At 57.3% G+C, this 17,201-nt stretch carries 17 protein-coding genes; 5 read left to right on the forward strand and 12 right to left on the reverse strand.

The features are described 5' to 3' along the window. Positions 1-53: 53 nt before the first annotated feature. Complete coding sequence (locus tag O2597_RS06255; protein ID WP_269523404.1) at positions 54-467, forward strand: RrF2 family transcriptional regulator; 414 nt, start codon at positions 54-56, stop codon at positions 465-467. A gap of 224 nt (positions 468-691) precedes the next feature. Here the strand turns inward: O2597_RS06255 and O2597_RS06260 are convergent, their stop codons facing one another. From O2597_RS06260 to O2597_RS06300, 9 genes are all read right to left on the reverse strand, one after another. Then, a complete protein-coding gene (locus O2597_RS06260; RefSeq protein WP_269523405.1) occupies positions 692-2,509 on the reverse strand; it encodes an SLC13 family permease in 1,818 nt (605 codons plus the stop codon). 4 nt (positions 2,510-2,513) lie between these two features. Beyond that, the gene (locus O2597_RS06265; protein ID WP_269523406.1) at positions 2,514-3,335 is read right to left on the reverse strand and encodes a cytochrome c oxidase assembly protein; all 822 of its coding nucleotides are present in this window, start codon (positions 3,333-3,335) and stop codon (positions 2,514-2,516) included. A 119-nt stretch (positions 3,336-3,454) separates the two neighbouring features. Further along, positions 3,455-3,808, reverse strand: a complete 354-nt coding sequence (locus O2597_RS06270) for a cytochrome C oxidase subunit IV family protein (protein ID WP_269523407.1) — start codon at positions 3,806-3,808, stop codon at positions 3,455-3,457. Positions 3,809-3,810: 2 nt separating this feature from the next. Further along, the gene (locus tag O2597_RS06275) at positions 3,811-4,413 is read right to left on the reverse strand and encodes a cytochrome c oxidase subunit 3 (protein ID WP_269523408.1); all 603 of its coding nucleotides are present in this window, start codon (positions 4,411-4,413) and stop codon (positions 3,811-3,813) included. 19 nt (positions 4,414-4,432) lie between these two features. After that, a complete protein-coding gene (locus O2597_RS06280) occupies positions 4,433-6,418 on the reverse strand; it encodes a cytochrome c oxidase subunit I (RefSeq protein ID WP_269523409.1) in 1,986 nt (661 codons plus the stop codon). A 9-nt stretch (positions 6,419-6,427) separates the two neighbouring features. Further along, complete coding sequence (locus O2597_RS06285) at positions 6,428-7,720, reverse strand: cytochrome c oxidase subunit II (protein WP_269523410.1); 1,293 nt, start codon at positions 7,718-7,720, stop codon at positions 6,428-6,430. Positions 7,721-7,845: 125 nt separating this feature from the next. Beyond that, positions 7,846-8,271, reverse strand: a complete 426-nt coding sequence (locus O2597_RS06290; protein ID WP_269523411.1) for a DUF420 domain-containing protein — start codon at positions 8,269-8,271, stop codon at positions 7,846-7,848. 14 nt (positions 8,272-8,285) lie between these two features. Next, the gene (gene cyoE / locus O2597_RS06295) at positions 8,286-9,203 is read right to left on the reverse strand and encodes a heme o synthase (protein WP_269523412.1); all 918 of its coding nucleotides are present in this window, start codon (positions 9,201-9,203) and stop codon (positions 8,286-8,288) included. Beyond that, on the reverse strand, positions 9,200-10,228 hold the full coding sequence (locus O2597_RS06300; RefSeq protein ID WP_269523413.1) for a COX15/CtaA family protein: 1,029 nt from the start codon (positions 10,226-10,228) through the stop codon (positions 9,200-9,202). The genes cyoE and O2597_RS06300 overlap by 4 nt, the downstream gene beginning before the upstream one ends. Before the next feature lie 101 nt (positions 10,229-10,329). Between O2597_RS06300 and O2597_RS06305 the strand changes: the two genes are divergently transcribed. Further along, a complete protein-coding gene (locus tag O2597_RS06305) occupies positions 10,330-10,800 on the forward strand; it encodes a hypothetical protein (protein WP_269523414.1) in 471 nt (156 codons plus the stop codon). A 4-nt stretch (positions 10,801-10,804) separates the two neighbouring features. On the opposite strand, the gene O2597_RS06310 is transcribed toward O2597_RS06305, so the two are convergent. Further along, positions 10,805-12,385, reverse strand: coding sequence for an NAD(P)/FAD-dependent oxidoreductase (locus O2597_RS06310; protein WP_269523415.1), 1,581 nt, complete (start codon positions 12,383-12,385; stop codon positions 10,805-10,807). A gap of 112 nt (positions 12,386-12,497) precedes the next feature. Between O2597_RS06310 and O2597_RS06315 the strand changes: the two genes are divergently transcribed. Next, complete coding sequence (locus tag O2597_RS06315; RefSeq protein WP_269523416.1) at positions 12,498-12,644, forward strand: hypothetical protein; 147 nt, start codon at positions 12,498-12,500, stop codon at positions 12,642-12,644. 604 nt (positions 12,645-13,248) lie between these two features. Here O2597_RS06315 and O2597_RS06320 read toward each other — a convergent pair. Both O2597_RS06320 and purD read right to left on the reverse strand, forming a co-directional pair. After that, on the reverse strand, positions 13,249-13,740 hold the full coding sequence (locus tag O2597_RS06320) for an arsenate reductase/protein-tyrosine-phosphatase family protein (RefSeq protein WP_269523417.1): 492 nt from the start codon (positions 13,738-13,740) through the stop codon (positions 13,249-13,251). Between the two features lie 36 nt (positions 13,741-13,776). Next, entirely contained in the window at positions 13,777-15,072 is a 1,296-nt protein-coding gene (gene purD / locus O2597_RS06325) for a phosphoribosylamine--glycine ligase (RefSeq protein WP_269523418.1), read from the reverse strand. A 288-nt stretch (positions 15,073-15,360) separates the two neighbouring features. Between purD and O2597_RS06330 the strand changes: the two genes are divergently transcribed. Both O2597_RS06330 and O2597_RS06335 read left to right on the forward strand, forming a co-directional pair. Next, entirely contained in the window at positions 15,361-16,470 is a 1,110-nt protein-coding gene (locus tag O2597_RS06330) for an outer membrane beta-barrel protein (protein WP_269523419.1), read from the forward strand. 15 nt (positions 16,471-16,485) lie between these two features. After that, positions 16,486-17,184, forward strand: a complete 699-nt coding sequence (locus O2597_RS06335; RefSeq protein WP_269523420.1) for a polysaccharide biosynthesis/export family protein — start codon at positions 16,486-16,488, stop codon at positions 17,182-17,184. Positions 17,185-17,201 lie beyond the last annotated feature (17 nt).

Below are 17,201 nucleotides of genomic sequence, written 5' to 3' on the forward strand. Positions count from 1 at the left end.
TTCACCGGAGAAATAAGTTTACTTCTTTAGTTAAGAGCCTAACTTATGTTGTTGTGAAGCTATCGCATAAACTTGAATATGCCTGCCGTGTTCTAGCCCAGTTGGCTCGTACTTACGGGCAGGACAAACTGGCGCACATTGAGGATCTGGCCGAGGCGGAGGATGTCCCGGCAAATTATCTGGTTCAGATTCTGAATGAGCTGCGGAATTCGGGTTTAATTATGAGCAAACGCGGCAAGCAGGGGGGCTATGCGCTGGCCCGTGCGCCGGAGCGGATCGGACTGGACGAGATTGTCCGGGCGATTGATCCGGAGTTGCTGGAGCTCAATTTCGATACGGCGGGGCATTCCGGTGGCAGGGTCTCGGCGATCTGGAAGGAACTGGGCTCCGATTTCGAAAAGAAGCTCTGCTCGTACAGTCTGGATGCCTTCGTGGTCGCGGAGCCCGGAGAGATGTATTATATCTGATTTACTCGCGGGGGCGTCCTGAATGTCACTACATTAAGGAAGATTGAAGCATAAGTTGGAGGGAAACGCTCCGTCGTTTCCGCGCATGTAGAAGGCGGCAAGCTCCTTGCTAAGTTGCAGACGAACGGCAATGATGGAGCATTGCCGTTCAAGCCACTGATCAAACACAGATTAATGAAACTGAACCTCAATTTATCCTTGAGGTAGTGCCATTCGGGGGCGTCCTAGAACTCCCAAACCATGGGGATGACGACCATCGAAACGATGAAGCAAATAATGTTCAGCGGGATACCGACCCGGGCAAAGTCGCCGAAGCGGTAGCCGCCAACCCCGTAGACATAGGTATTGGTTTGATAACCGATGGGGGTGGCAAAGCTGGCCGAGGCGGCGATACAGGTTGCAATGACGAGTGGCCGTGGGTCGATCCCCAGCGTTGCGGCGATTCCCAGCGCGATCGGGACCATCAGCGCAACGGCGGCGTTGTTGGAGAGGAATTCGGTGAAGGTCGAGGTAATGATATAAATGAGCGCCAGCATGATGAGGTGTTGGGTTGTGCCGGTCGCGATTTTCTCGACGAGATTAGTCAAGCTTTCGGCGATCAAGAGGCTGGCTCCGGTGGAGTCCATGGCCTGGCCGAGTGCCAGCATGCCGAAGATAATGATCAGGATGCTCCATTCGACCGAGGCATAGGCGTCCTTCGGCTTCATGCATCCGGTGAGCAGGAGGATGCAGACCCCCAGGGATACGGCGGCAACAATGGGGACGATGTTGACTGTCGCAAGGGCGACAATGCCGATTGCAGTGGCCATGGCGATCGGCATTTTTGCACGCACACTGCGTGCGGGTACGCGGGGGCGGTCCAAAATGATGATTTCGTCACTATTGGCCAGGGAATCAATGGCCTTGGTTGAGCCCATCATCAAGAGGGTGTCGCCCTGCTGCAGACGCAAGCTGGCGAGGCGCTCTCGCTGGTTTGTGCCTTTCCGGTGGACCGCTACGACCACCATCCGGAAGCGTTGACGGAAATTGATCTCACCCAGTGTCTTGCCGACGACCGAGGCGTGCGGGGAAACCACACCTTCGACAATGGCACCTTCGTCACTGGCAATGGTTTCCAGGCCTTCGGAGAGTTCGCCGGGCAGAGTGATCCCTTTGATGGCATGGGCTTCGGCCACTCCGGCGGGGCGGCAGGCCAAGACCAGTCGGTCACCGGCTTCGAGGGTGGTCTTTTTGGGATCCCCTTGAATCGCCACACCATGGCGGACGATTTCGAGCAGACGTATTCCGCGACCTTTCAACAGGCCGCTGTCGGCAACGTTTCGACCGACAAATGCGGATCCTGCGCGGACGAATGCCTCCGTCATGAATTCCTTGCGTTCCTCGTCCGAGAGGATGGAGGTCAGTGTTTCCCGGTGTGGAAGGAGTTTATTGCCGAATAACACCAGGTAGAGGGCGCCGAAAATGAGGATCGGCAGGCCCACCGAGGAGAGCTCGAACATGCTGATTGGTTCGCGGCCGGCATCCCGAAGGATGCCTGAGGCCAGCAGGTTGGTACTGGTACCCAATAGGGTGCAAGTCCCGCCGAAAATAGACGCATAGGACAGCGGGATCAGCAACTTGGAGGCGGCGACGCCCATCTCACGTGAGAGGGTGAGGATGACCGGCATCAGCACGATCACGACCGGCGTATTGTTGACGAAGGCCGACACGGCCGCGACCCCGAGGATCATGATGAAGATAAAGCCTTTGTAAGGAAACTTTACCAGCTTGCGCAGGTAGGCCGTGATCAGGTCGATGGCCCCGGTCCGTTCGAGTGCGGCACTGACGATGAACATGGCCGCGATGGTGATGGGCGCCGAATTACTGAAGACGCCGAGCGTCTGCTCCAGGGGCGGCAATTGATCGCTGTGTGTGATCATGCTCACGAAGATGAGCACGCCAAAAACCGTCATCGCAGTCAGATCGGCCGAGATGCGTTCCCATATAAAACTGCCGATAGCAAAGGCCAGCAGCAGGAAGACGAAAATAATTTCCCATGTCATGTTGTTACCGAGTGAGCGCGGCCTTACCGGGAGGAATCGATGCCTCCACATCATCAGTCGCTTCACTTTTCGCCCATAAATAGAAGCATGTTCCCAGAATTGTAAGCGAAAATCCCATATTCACGACTTTCATGATGATTCCGCCGATAATTTGGTCGTTTAACGGGTCCAGATTGATGATGCGGGGTGCCCAGGCATAGGTCGGATAAATCGCGTCGCCGGAAAAAGTCAGGAAGGCGAAGACCGGCAACTGTCCCACCATGAGCAGGAAGATGGTGACGAGCCGGACCGGGTAGCTGCGTTTTGGGACGAGGCTTGAGTTGGTCAGGAAGGGCCAGAGCATCAGCGTGCCGAGCGAGAACATGGTCCAATGTTCCAGGATATGCAGGCGCTTGTCGTGCAGGGCGATTTCGTAGGCGACGGGCATGTGCCAGACCGTATAGACAAAAGTGAAGGTAAACCCGCCAAAGGCCGGGTGGGTGAGGAAACGCATGGTTCTCCTAATTGGGAGGGGCTGCAGCAGCCAGTCGACCAACCAGGGCGGGGTGCCAAAAAAGAAGAGTGTCGGAGTGAAATAGATCAGCAACATGTGTTGCACCATGTGGGCACTGAACAGGAACTGTTCGCCGAGTTGGTCGAGGGGTGAACCGACCGCCAGGTAGGCCAGTGCGAGTCCGCTATAGAAGCTGACGGCACGGCCGAAGGGATAGGGGATGTTGCGTTTGGCGATTCGTGTGCGCAGGGGGCCTGTTCCGAGCGCGTAGAGCCAGCCGGTCAGCAACAGGCTGATCAGCAAAAGGGGCTCGGTATGCCAGTGAAGTTGCACGTTAGTCGGAGGGGGGCTTTTCGCCTTTTCATGTAAAAGGGCGATTCCGCATTATGCAGGACCGCCCCGTAGAAAAGCAATCGTGGCTTTTTGTGCTCTTTTACATCTTATACCAGTAACTACATCCCCGGAATTTCGGGGGGTGCGACATATTTCGTGTCCATGATAAACATCAGTGCGGTAAAGGTGCCAAAGGCAATCGACATGCCGGTGGCAAAGGCCAGGGAGAGCAGGAGCTTGTCGTAGATCAGGTGCATGAACCAGGAGACCACGGCCAGGAATTTAAACAGTGAGAGCGCGACGAGCACGGACATGACGAAGGCCGGGGCGAAAGGCAGGTAGACGAGCACGAGCTCGACGCCCGTAACGGCGGCCAGGATCAAGGCCAGGTTCACAAAGGCGTGGTACTTTTCATTTTCGTCGCCGGCGTGGGGGTCGGCGACCGGTACGGGGTGGTAGTGGGCTTCGCTCATAGTCAGATGAATTCGATGAGATAGACAGCGGTGAAAATGACGATCCACACGATGTCCACAAAGTGCCAGTAAAGTCCGGCAACTTCAACATCCACCGCGCTTTCGTGAGCGTCCATTTTTCCGCTGTAGGAGTGGAATAGCATACAGGTCAGCCAGAATACACCGATCGCGACGTGGGTGCCGTGGGTGCCGGTCATCAGGTAGAAGGTGGATCCGAAGGTGCCGGTGCTGAGTGTCAGGCCTTCGTGCACGAAGTGGGTGAACTCGTAGACCTGGCAGCCGAGGAAAATCAGTCCGAAGAGGATCACCCCGATGACGTTCCGGCGAAAGCTTTTCAACTCTCCCTTGTGCATGGCCGATACGGACAGGGCCATGAGGAAGGAGCTCATGAGCAGGATGAAGGTCGAAAACGAGGTCAGTTCGAGGCTGAACAGGTGGGTGGGATCATACTCTTCCGGGTAGAGCTTCCGGTAGATGAGGTGGGTCGAGATCAGGGTTCCGAAAAACATACAGTCGGAGCCTAGGAAGAGCCACATCAACAATTTCTTGTTGTCGATGATCAGGTTCCGGTGTCCGTCTTGTTGGGCAGTCGCAGCTGTGCTCATTGGATAGGAATCGTCTGGTTTAGAGTTTTTCGGTGTCTTCCGGGTGAAGGTGGTAGCCGCCGGGACCTTCGAGGGCCCAGAGGGCGATGCCCGCGGAGCAAATGACCAGCCCCAGAATGGCGACATAGCCCATAAAGGGGACGCCAGCCTGTTTGAGGGACATGCCCAAGCCTAAGGGGACGAACCCGAGGGACGCGATCAGCGGCATCCAGGACTGGCTTGGCATGTGAATTCCGTGGCCGTCGTCGGCTTCCTTGTCGATGCGTCGTGTTTCCGGGCCGTACTTGTGCTCCCAAAGGGCGTCACGGGCATGGATGACCGGGGTGCGGGCGAAATTATAGACTTGGGGCGGCGAGGTCGTGATCCACTCTAGGGTCCGCGCATCCCATGGGTCGTTCCCGGCCGGTTCCCCGCTTCGGATACAGCGTACAATGTCGATCACGAGGAGCAGGATTCCGAAGCCGAGGATGTAGGCGCCGATGGTGCAGACCAGGTTATAGCTATCCCAGCCAAAGCCGGCTAGGTAGGTATGCGTCCGACGCGGCATGCCGAGCAGACCGAGGAAGTGCATGGGAAAGAAGGTGATGTTCAGGCCGATGACGGTGAAGATTGCCACGACGGTGCTGAGCTTTCCCTTCCACATCCTGCCGCAGATCTTGGGCAGCCAGAAATAGATGCCGGATACGATGGCGAGGAAGATGCCGCCGATCGCGACGTAGTGGAAGTGGGCAATCACGAAATAGCTGTCCTGCTGCTGCGCATCGGCGGGGGCGGAGGAGTGCATGATACCGGAAAAGCCGCCCATCATGAACATCCAGACAAAGCCGAGAGCGAAGATCATGGGAGGCGCGAAGCGGACACGGCCGCCCCAGAGGGTCCCGACCCAGTTGAAGATTTTCACTCCCGTCGGCACCGCAATGGCCATGGTGAGGAGGGAGAAGGCGGCCGTGGCGACCTTGCCCAGTCCGGTGGTAAACATATGGTGCGACCACACTGCAAATCCTAGAAAGCCGATCACCGCACCCGAGAAGACCACGATGGCATAGCCGAAAAGCGGCTTCCTCGAGAAGGTGGGCAGGACCTCGGAAACGATGCCCATGGCCGGTAGCACGAGAATGTAGACTTCCGGGTGGCCGAAGATCCAGAACAGGTGCTGCCATAGGATGGGTTGACCGCCACTTGCGGTGACAAAGAAATTGGTGCCGAAGACCCGGTCGAACATCAGCTCGGCCAAGGCGATCGTGATGGCCGGAAAGGCAAACACGATGAGGAGGGAGACGACCAGGGTCATCCAGGTAAAGACGGGTAGCCGCATCATCTTCATGCCGGGCGCGCGCATGTTGACAATTGTAACAATGAAATTCATGGCCGAGGTCAGGGAGGCGATGCCGAGGATCTGCAATCCCATGATCCAGAAGTCGGTACCGGCACCGGTGAAGGCTTTGCCGGTAATCGGAGCGTAGCCGAACCAGCCCGTGGCCGGCACGAAATCATTCATTCCTGCGGTTGGCCCGGACGCTTGGAAGAGTCCCATCATCTCAAGGGCTTGGAGGACCCATCCGAAATTGAGAACAAAGGCACCGGAGACAAAGGCCCAGAGGCTGAAGCTGTTGATCCGTGGAAAGGCCACGTCTCGCGCTCCGATTTGCAAGGGAACTAGAAAATTGAAGAAGGCGGAATTGAGCGGCATGATCGCGAGGAAGATCATGGTCGTGCCGTGCATGGTGAAGAGCTGGTTGTAGCGCTGTGCCGAAATCAGGTCGTTTTCAGGCACGGCCAACTGCGTGCGAATCAGCAATGCCTCGACGCCTCCGACCAACAGGAAAAAGAGCGCGATCGCACCGTACATGATGCCGATCTTCTTGTGGTCGACGGTCGTGAGCCAATCGACGAGGGTGCTTTTTCCGTGGTCCGGACGCAGCAGGCCCAGACGGCTACGTTCCGGCTTGAGCTCGGGGTGATGTTCCGGGGTGGTAGTTGGCGTTTCGGTAACCGTAGTGCTCATCGTGATGGCTTACTTTAGGGATTGGAGATAGGTTGCGATCTTGCGATTCTCGTCCTCGGTCAGTCCCATGTGGCCGATGCCGCCGCCTTGGCGGTTATCCCACATCAGATTGCCGGGTTTGACCTTATTGGTTTCGCTGAGCCACTTGACGAAGTTCGCATATTGCTGTTCGCGGTCGATGCTGCCGTCTTCATTCCGGTGGTTGAGCCAGCCAGCTGCAATGGAGTAACGGGAAGCAAGCTTTGTTAGATCCGGGCCGGCAACACCTCTTGCCAATGGGTGTCCATTGATCGTGTGGCAGCCGCTGCAGGTGCCTTTCCCGACAAACAACTTCAGTCCTTCGTTCAGATCGCCCGTTAATTGATCCGGTGTCTTATTGTAGGTTTTTAACCATTCATCCCATTCCTTGCCGTCTGGGGCTTGTTGACCGGCTTGCATGCTATTTACCCATTGGTGGAAATCCTCATTACTGACGACCGTGCTGCGGAAGAGCATCCGGGCGTGGGAGTCGCCGCAGTACTCCGCGCACTGACCGTAGTAGTAATCGTAAATTTCGTTTTGCAGATAATCCGAGTAAGCCGATTCGAGGGGCGCTTCGTCAACTGGGGTGCCGGACTTTGCCAGCCATTGTTCAAAACTGTCTCCGGCCTGGATCCACATGGAGTTCGCCCGGCCTGGAATGAGGTCGACCTTGCCGGCTATGCGCGGCAGCCAGAAGGAGTGGATGACGTCAACCGAGCGTAGTTCCAGATGCACGGCTTTGCCCGCGGGTATCACCATTTCATTTGCGGTGGTGATGCCCAGTTGCGGGTATTCAAATTCCCACCACCACTGGTAGCCGATTACCCGGATGGTGAGGATTTCATCTTCGGACTCGTCCGACAGTTCGCTCCCGCTGTACCACGAGCCCAGCTTGTGTTCCTTGTCATCGGGGGTCTCATGGGTAAACCAAATCGCCTTGAGCGTAGGCACGGCGATGATGACCAAGAGTAGTACGGAGGCGCCGATCAAGCCGATCTCGACCAAGGGATTGCCGTGGCCCTGCTTGGGCAAGGGACGGGTGTCGCCCGGTTTTTCGCGGAACTTGACGACCGAGTATAGGAAGACCCCTCCGACCACGACAAAGATGAAACAGGTCACCCAAACTGTGATCATGAATAGGTTTAATTGCTCTTCGGCGATCGGGCCCTTGGCATCGAAAGTCGACATGCGCGTATGCAAATTGCAGCCGCCAAGAAGCAGGAGGGCAGGCAACAGGTAGATCGGCCAGAGGAAACGGGCTCCGCTTAGTCGTTTTATCACGGTAGTTGGTAGTGTGGGGAGGAGTGGGAGATTAGTAGATTAACTAGCACCAGTAAAAGGTACTAATGTACGCTTACAAGCTATTACTCAATCGCTTGGGGGCTAAAATCAGCATGGCCCGGGTATTAGAACCAGTGATATAAGAAACAGTAAACGAGTACGCCGGTGACGGAGACGTAGTACCAGATGGGAAAGGTCCAACGGGCCCAGGCCTTGTGCGATTCGAATTTCCCCCGAACGGCCAGCGTTAGCGTGGTCAGGACCAGCGGTACGATGACCATGGCCAGGATGATATGGGAGACGAGCATCCCGTAGTAGAAGAGGCGCCAGTAACCTTCGCCGCCAAAGGGGGTATGGACACCATGCACGAGGATTTTGTGCAGCACATAGGTGACGAGGAAAACGACGGAGAGCCCGAAGGCCGTGAGCATACAACTGCGGTGGGCTTGCTTCTTGCCTTGGCGGATGAAGATAAAGCCTGAAGTGAGTAGGACAGTTGCACTGCCGTTGAGTATCGCGTTGATGCTGGGCAGGGACTCAGTTAAACTCATATACGCATGCGGTATTAGTGGACGAGCCAGACGTCGAGGACCAAGGGGACCAGCAGTGCCGGCAAATAGCAGATCGATGCGATGAACAGCTTCCTTGCCGCAGGGTCACGTTCGGATTGCCTGAGGAATCGGAACGCGGGGCGCAGCATGTAGAGGCCAAGGATCGATGCAATCGAGCCATAGCCCCAGGTGGTATAGCCGAGAAAGCTGGGCATAAGACTGGCGGTCACCAGCGCGATACAGAAGAGCAAGCTTTGGACCGCGACAAGACGCCCATGCTTGTCTGCGTTGGACAGCATGACAAATCCGCCACGGGCGTAGTCCTTTCGGTGGGTCCATGCGATGGCAAAGAAATGGGGCATTTGCCAGAGGAAGAGGATGGCAAAGAGCAGCCATCCGAAGGTACTGATACTGCCCTCGGCGGCCGACCATCCAATTAGAGGCGGAAGCGCTCCGGGGACGGCACCGACGATGGTGTTCCAGGTGGTGAGTTGTTTCAGCGGCGTGTAAAGTAGCACGTAGGAGGCAATGGTCGCTGCGGCCAGCGAACCGGCCAGCGGGTTGGCGCCCGTATAGAGGAGGGTGCAGCCGAGCATGCCGAGGCCGAGGCCATAGAGCAGCGCATGTGCGGGTTGGACCCGTCCCGCCGGAATGGGGCGGTTTCGGGTGCGGACCATTTTGGCATCGGCGTCCCTTTCGAGCCATTGGTTGAGCACGGCTGCGCCCCCGGCGGCCAAGGAGGTGCCCAGCAAAAGGGCGAGTAGGATTGCGAAATCACGCGCCGGATTGGCGATGAGGTAGCCGACCACGGCGGTGACCACGGAAAGGAAACTCAGACGCGGCTTGGTGAGTTCGTAAAAGTCCTCGGCCAGCACTTTGAGCTGCGCACGGCTTGGACTGTAATTGGTAGTTTGGCTTTGGTGTTGGTTCATCCGGTAACAGAATCTGAATACGGACGACTGTCAGGAGCGAGGTAGTTTGCTCCTGTTTGGTCAAGTAGAGGGCGATACAAGAGGAAAGTTAGAGCCCACGTGCTGGCAAGTAGAAAAGCGCCGACCAAATGGTGTAATGTCGCGGCATAGGGATTCTTCGCCGTCCAGATTGTGAGTGCCCCCAGGTAGATCTGCAGGCTAATGAGGAAGGGAATGAAGTAGAGCCCGAGGGCCAGCGCCTTGCGGGTAGTAGCATTGCTGAAGAGACGCTGGATGTAGATTAGCAGTATTAAGGTGACCAATACAGCGCCGCAGCGATGAGCGAAGTTGATGCCGATGGCGAAATTCCATTCTGCGGGGAAGAGGCTACCTTCCCTCGCCAGTGGAAAACGGGCAATGGCAAGTCCGGCATCGGCGTGGCGCATGATGGCGCCGAGGAGGATTTGGATGAAGATCAAGCCGCAGGTCAGCAGTCCCAGCTTGCGCAGCGAGTCCGGTACGTCCGTTCCGGGTTTCTGCTTGCATTCGATCCAATTGCGGGATCCCGCCAATGTAATGGCGACCAGTAATCCGAGTACGATCATGGCGCCGCAGGCATGCAAAACGGCAAAGCTTTGAGCGAGCAGATTATGGTCGGTCAGCAGGTTGAGCCGATCAAAGCGTACTCGGGCACCGCCGAGCACGCCTTGTAGGATGACGACCAGAAGCAAGACACGGGCAAGGCGACGGACCCAGGTTCTCGATTCTCGCAAGTAGGTCCACAGCACCAAAGCGATTGAGATGAGCCCGATTTGCATGCCCAGCAGGCGGTGGCTGTGCTCGGCCATTTTGTCCGATTCGCTCAGCCAGCCGTCGGGATTGACGGAACCGTTGGAAAGGGGCCAGTCGAGGAAGGCCATGCCCGCCTTGATGCTGGTGGTAAAGCCGCCGGCAAACAACAGCATGGTGATCCAGACCAGAGCGAAGAGGCAGAAGAAAAAGAAATAGGGTTTGTATAGGTGGGTACGTCGGGAGGGGGATGGCATGGTACGAGGGGGGCCTTAGCGTATAAAATGAAAGCTGATGCTTTTTGCTCAAAAATTGTTGAAACCGAAAAAGCTGCAAGTGAATATCTTCGTTTGCCCCAATGGATAAGACACACTTTTTCAATACACTGATCGAAACCCTCCGGCAGGAATTTCAACATGCGGTCGCGGCATCGAAAGATGCGGCCGAATATGCGACGAATGAAGAATCACGTGCCGAATCCCAATGGGACACGCAGGGCTTGGAAGCATCGTACCTCGCCGCAGGCCAGGCCGGGCAGGCTCGTCAATGGGCAGAGGCGGTTGAAGAATTGCAGTCCGAACGCGAAGACCTGCTTAAGCCGAACGACCGAGTCTCTCTCGGGGCGCTTTTCCAGTGCGAAATCGCCGGCGAGCCCGACTACTACTTTTTCGCCGGAGTGGCGGGCGGACATGTTGTGCACATGGATGATGCCGATGTCACCGTGATTACGCCGAGTTCGGTCTTGGCCGGGCGCGTGCTGGGCCTGCGCAAGGGCGAGCGCTTCCTTTTGGCCAACGGTTTGGAGGGAACGATCCTGTCCGTCGAATAGCGTATTAGTCTTGGCAGGCGGCATCGGCGCAGCGCATGCCGTCAAGTGCCGCACTGACGATTCCGCCGGCGTAGCCCGCACCCTCGCCGCAGGGATACAAGCCCTCGACTTCAGGGTGCTGCAGGCTGTCGTCCCGGCGGGGGATACGGACCGGTGAACTGGTCCGGGTTTCAAAGCCGATCAAATTACAGTCTTCGGTAATGTAGCCGCGCATCTGCTTGCCGAACAAATCCAGGCCCTTACGCAGACGTTCGACGATCCATGCAGGCAGTAATTCGTCGATACGTGCTGTTTGAATGCCGGGGAAGTAGCTTGTGGCCGGAAGTGTTTGAGAGGCTTTCCCCTTGAGAAAGTCGGTGACCCGCTGGCCCGGTGCGACCTGACCGCCGCCTCCGGCGGACTTGGCTGCGGTTTCGAGCGATTTTTGAAATGCGATGCCGGCGAGCACACCGTGCGTACCCGCGAAGCCGGAGGTGTCTTCCGGCTCAACGGTGACGACCATGCCGCTGTTTGCAAAGGGGGAGTCCCGTCGGGCCAGACTCATGCCGTTCACCACGACTTCATCGTTTTCCGTCGCGGCCGGTACGATGAACCCACCGGGACACATGCAAAAGGAGTGGACCCCTCGGTTGTCGATTTTGGTGGCCAAACGGTAGCTGGCGGCCGGCAAAAGGCGCGGGCGCTCTTTGTCCTTCGGAATATGGTACTGCAGGCTGTCGATCAAGGCTTGGGGGTGCTCGATCCGAACGCCGACCGCAAAGGGTTTCTGTTCCAAAAGGATGCCACTTTCCTGCAGGAGCCGGTAGATGTCGCGCGCGGAATGACCGGTGGCGAGTATGACCCGCTTGCTTCGGAACTCCCGGCCGTCCTCTGTCGTGACGCCCTCGATCCGGCCGTCCTGGAGGATGAAGTGATTCACCTTCGCTCCGAAATGAACTTCTCCGCCGGCGGCGCGGATTGATTCACGCATCGCCATCACGACCTTCGGGAGCAGGTTGGATCCGATGTGGGGGTGGGCGTCGATCAAAATTCGATCCGGAGCGCCATGGGCGACAAAGGTCTCATAGACTTTGCGCACGGGGCCCCGTTTGGTGGCCCGGGTGTAAAGCTTACCGTCGGAGAAAGTCCCGGCGCCGCCTTCGCCGAAGCAATAATTCGAATCCTCAATGACCCGGCCTTCCTTGAGAATCGGCCCGAGGTCGAAGCGACGGGCCGAGGCATCCTTGCCCCGTTCCAGCAGGACGGGGCGATGGCCCAGTTCGATGGCACGCAGTGCGGCAAACATGCCTGCGGGGCCGCAACCGACGATAATGACGGTCGGGGCGGAAGCCGGAAGCTCTGGATACTCCGGCTTCAGGTCTGGTTCGGCCGGAAGCATCCGGCGCAGGCCCACCTCGAAACGCATCCGGACTTTGATCTGTCGCTGCCGGGCGTCGATCGAGTGTTTCCGCAAGCGTAGCTCGCGTATGTCAGCCGCCGGGACTTCGAGCTTCTGAGCCACTGCCTGCACGCGGGCATCCGCATCCTCCGATTGCTCCAGAGGAAGTACGATATCGATCAATAGTGCGTGGGCGTCGTCACTCATCGCCTGCAGTTTGAAGCAGGCGGCCGAGTGGTAACAAGCGCTATATTTACGGAACGTATAATTTGGTGCGCACCGGCCGGCCGGGCTACGCGTGTCGGCTCTTTTCCGAAACGTGACTGAATCGACACATTCCTGCGACTTCGGCCCCGAAGAGATGGAGTTTATCCCTGCAGCATCCAGCCCCGGCGGTGTCGCTCTTTTGCTGGTGGCAAACGAAGTGAGCGTCACTCCCACGATCTACACGATTGAGGGAAATTAGTTGCCTGCTTGCAGACTTTCAGGCCGGGCAGCTGCATTCAGTTGTCCGCCCTTTTTCAGGCTCATCGTGAATGGCACGGACTTAAGGCAATGCCGTAGTGGCGACTTCAGTCGCCAGCAAGTCGACGCACCTACAGTACGTAATATGGCAGCTAAAGCAGCCACTACCGCCCCAAGCCTCTATAGGCCCAAATATTCAAATCGCCTCATTAAGTCCGTGCCATTCAGGCTCATCGTCAAATACCTGGTAAGGGCTTGTTGAAGTGGACGGCTTCCATCGGGGCAGACTTGCGTAAAGCTTATCCGTGAGCTCGATCCAATCGAGTGCTTCAATGGGTAGGCTTGAGTGTGGACCCCTCCGTCCCGGGCGAGCCGGGCCATCCGGCTTCTCTGTGATACGCCGTGACAGGCCTCTCCTGCAAGCACCCGTCTTCGTCTAAGACTACGCCGAGCCAGGGAGGAGGAGTTTGAGTGTGTGGTTTGCTCCTGATGGCAACTCGTTTAGTAAGGATGCCTCACCATCCACTTCAGGTGGAGGCTGCAAAATAAAACTCCTCCTCTTTCAAGGGGAGGGGGACCGCGAAGCGGTGGAGGGGTTCTGGCTATTACTCCTGCTCGATTTCCTTCTTGAGGTAGGCCACGACGGAGGGGATGGCTTCGACCATGGAGTCGAGGCATTCCCGGTAAGCGTCGATATTTTGTCCAAAGGGATCCGGGATTTCCGGTGAGGCACCGCCGCCGATGAATTCACGGAAGAGATGGACCCTTTCAGGAAGATGTTCCCCGTGGTAATGATACAGAATGTCCAGGTGCGAGTGCGTCATCCCGAAGATGGCGAACGCGCGTTCCACCAGGTCGACGGTCAGGGGTTGGCTTTTATGCGGCTCCAGGTCGATCCCAACCTTTTTCAGGGCGCTGACTGAGTTGCGGGATGCCGGATCCCCATAGCCGGCGGCCACCCCCGCCGACACGACCTTCAACCGGCCCAGCGGACCTTCCGCTGCGTCGAGCGCATGCTGCAGTAGCTTTTGCGCCATTGGGCTACGGCATACGTTACCGGTGCAGATGGTTAGTATGAGATCGCGTGTTTGAGCCATGTGGATGAAGCAAACTGTGGCAGGGGATGCGGGCTGTCAATTCGACCCGCGATTCAGTTCCCGGTGTCCAATGTCCCGGCGCAGGTATTTCGAGTCGAAATGAATCTGGTCACAGACGGTATAAGCGAGGTCTTTGGCTTCCTCCAATGAGGGAGCCTGTGCGCTCACACCAAGGACGCGGCCGCCGTTCGTGGTGATGGTGCCATCATCGGAACGCTTGGTTCCGGCATGCACGATACTTGTGCGCGGCGGCAGGCTTTCGGGAAAACGGATGACCTCGCCCTTTGCATAGCTGCCCGGGTAGCCGCCGGCGGCCAGCACTACGACAATGGCGGCTCCCGGATGGAAGGCCAGTTGTTGCGGCAGGGCTTCGCCCTTGGCCGAGGCCAGCAGGACGGGGACGAGATCGTCGGCGACCATCGGGAGGAGCACCTGGGTTTCCGGATCGCCGAAACGGACGTTGTATTCAAGCACCTTGGGGCCGGCTTCGGTGAGCATCAGTCCCGCATAGAGCGTACCCCGGAAATCGATGCCGTCCTTTTTGAATCCTTCGAGGGTGGGGCGGATGACCATTTCCTCGATCTGGGCCTGCAGTGCCGCGTTGACTTTGCTGGTCGGAGTGTAGGCACCCATACCGCCGGTGTTCAGGCCGGTGTCGCCTTCGCCCACGCGCTTGTGGTCCTGGCTGGGGGGCAGGCAAACGAAGTTGTCGCCCGATACGATGGCATGGATCGACGCTTCTTCACCGTAGAGGGTCTCTTCAATCACGATTTCAGCGCCGCTTTGGCCGAACGCACCGCCTTCAAGCATGTCCTTGACCGCAGCGATCGCTTCCTCCTGAGTCTCGGCCATGATGACACCCTTGCCGGCGGCCAAGCCGCTTGCCTTGATTACGATCGGTGCGGGGTGCGATTCCAGATACTCCAGAGCCGGAGCGACTTCCGTGAAATTTGCATAGGCGGCCGTGGGGATGTTGTGGCGGGCAAAAAAGTCCTTACAGAAGGCCTTGCTCGATTCGAGCTGGGCGCCAGCCTGGCATGGGCCATAGGCGGGAATGCCGGCTGCCTGCAAGGCGTCCACCAGCCCCAGGCTGAGTGGAACTTCAGGGCCGACGATCACCAGACCGATCGATTCGGCTTGGGCCAGTTGAACGATGCCCGGCACATCCTCGACCGCAGTGTTGAAGCATTCCACCTCGCTAGCCATGCCGCCGTTGCCAGGTGCGGCGATCACTTTGCCGGCAAGCGGGCTCTGCAGGCAGGCTTGGACAAGTGCGTGCTCACGGCCGCCGGATCCGATGACAAGAATGTTGAGGCTATGGTTTTCAGACATGCCGCGCACGCTTCCATATTCTCAGGGGCGCGTAAAGTCCGTTTTCATCGTCACTTTCTGTATTTTGGCATTTTGAATGCTCACGATGTTATAGAATGCGTTTAACCATGCAAAAACGATGAGTATGACAACGTAAACTCTTTGTGACACAAGCAGTTGAGCTTGAGTCCGAATGCCACTCAGACATAACCACTACAACTCATGGCTAACACATCGACACGACCCGCGACTACCAGGTGCGGAACCCCTAGCGACCTAATAATCAAGGCCTTATCGCTCTCCTCATGTATGGTTCTTCCACTTCTGCTCAAGGCTGAGATTCAACTGGGCAACAAAGGAGCGGCCGCATTCGGGCTCAATTCAAAGGTTGAATACGATAGTAACCTGAACCGGAGTGCGAACGATATCGATGATTACATCTTCATCGCGCAGCCCAATTTGCTTTATCGCTACGATACCGGACTGCTCTACATTGACGCATTTGCCGGGCTGCAATTCCGCCGTTATGACGACAACACTTCGCTCAATACCGAAAATATCAAGAGCGGCATTGATATCGAGTACCCGCAGGATGCGCAGGACACCAATTTCGATTTACACTTTACCGCGGGGTACAACGAGGTCTCGACGGGGGATTCCCTGCTGCAGTCCTTCATCCAGAAGGAGATCATCAATCTCGGACTGACCGGGCACTATTATTTCACCGACCGCTACTACCTGTCATCCGGCATCCTCTACCGATCCGAAGTGGCTAAGACCGACGGTTTCGCCGATGTGACCACCTACACCTTGCCGCTGGATTTTATGTACCGTTACAACGACGCGCTGAGTTTCGGTCTCGGCTACCGCTACAAGCGGACCACGGTGGACGGCACCGATCCGACGGCGGACAGTGACAGCCATTCCTGGTACCTGGTGAGCGAAGGCATGCTGACGCCGACCGTCGAGCTCGAAGGGCGTCTGGGCCTGCAGTACCGCGACTTCGACGAGTCCGCCTTCGACAGCCAAACTTCGGTCTTCGCCGAGCTGGTCGCCTCCTGGATGATGGATGAGCGCTCCAAGCTGGAATTGACTGCGGGCAGTGACACCGAGACGACCTCCGCGAACCAAGCGGTTGAAAGCATGTATCTGAATTTCGCGTATGACCATGATTTCGACGAAAAGCTATCCATGCGTGCGGAGCTCGGCTATGCCAACAATGATTTCGAGCGCCTTATCGACGGTGGCACCTACCGCTCCGACGACAAGTACTACGGCTATATCGAGGCAATTTACGAATTGATTGAGGACCGCCTGAGCCTGAATGCATCCCTCTACTACTCAGACCAGGATTCCGACGTTAAACTGGCCGATTATGACCGGACCTTTGTCATTGTTGGTGTCGATTTCGTATACTAACCAGTCCAACCATCTATGCTAAACCACAGACTTCAGCCTCGGCTGACGGGTCGCCTGATCGCGCTCACCTACCTCCTTCCATTTGTGCTCACCACACTGGGGATGCTCGTTCCGTTGGCCGCGCAAGGGGCCGAACCTGCCACCAGCAAGCCGCTACAGGCGGTACGTGCCGTTGCGGCCAAGCCTGAGACGGAATACCGCCTGTCGCCTTTCGACAAGGTACAGGTTTCGGTGTACGGCGAACCGGACCTGGCCACCACACAGCTGATTACGGATAGCGGCACGGCGTCGGTGCCGCTGGTCGGGACGGTGACAATCGGAGGCAAGACGGTGAAGGAAGCTTCCCTGATCATCGCACAATCCTTTATTGACCAACAGTACCTGCGCAAACCGGTGGTGACCGTGAGTATCGAAGAATTCGCTCCCAAGGTCCTCACCGTCATGGGCGAAGTGAACAAGCCGGGCACGGTTCAAATCAACCCCGGGTTGAATGGCCTGCCGATCCAGATCGCAATCGCTGAAGCGGGCGGTTTCAAGAACACGGCCAAGACTACCGAAGTGACGGTGACGAGGGCCACCTCGGCGGAAGGGGAAGCCCCGACTGCCGTGGTCAATGTGGACCGCTTGCTGCAGTCCAAATCGGACGGTGTTACCGAGCCCCCGTTCATCATCCGCACGGGGGACGTCGTCTACGTGCCACGACGGGTATTCTAACTTCAACTACGGTATTC

This window comes from Coraliomargarita parva, from assembly GCF_027257905.1.
GTDB lineage: Bacteria > Verrucomicrobiota > Verrucomicrobiia > Opitutales > Coraliomargaritaceae > Coraliomargarita_A > Coraliomargarita_A parva.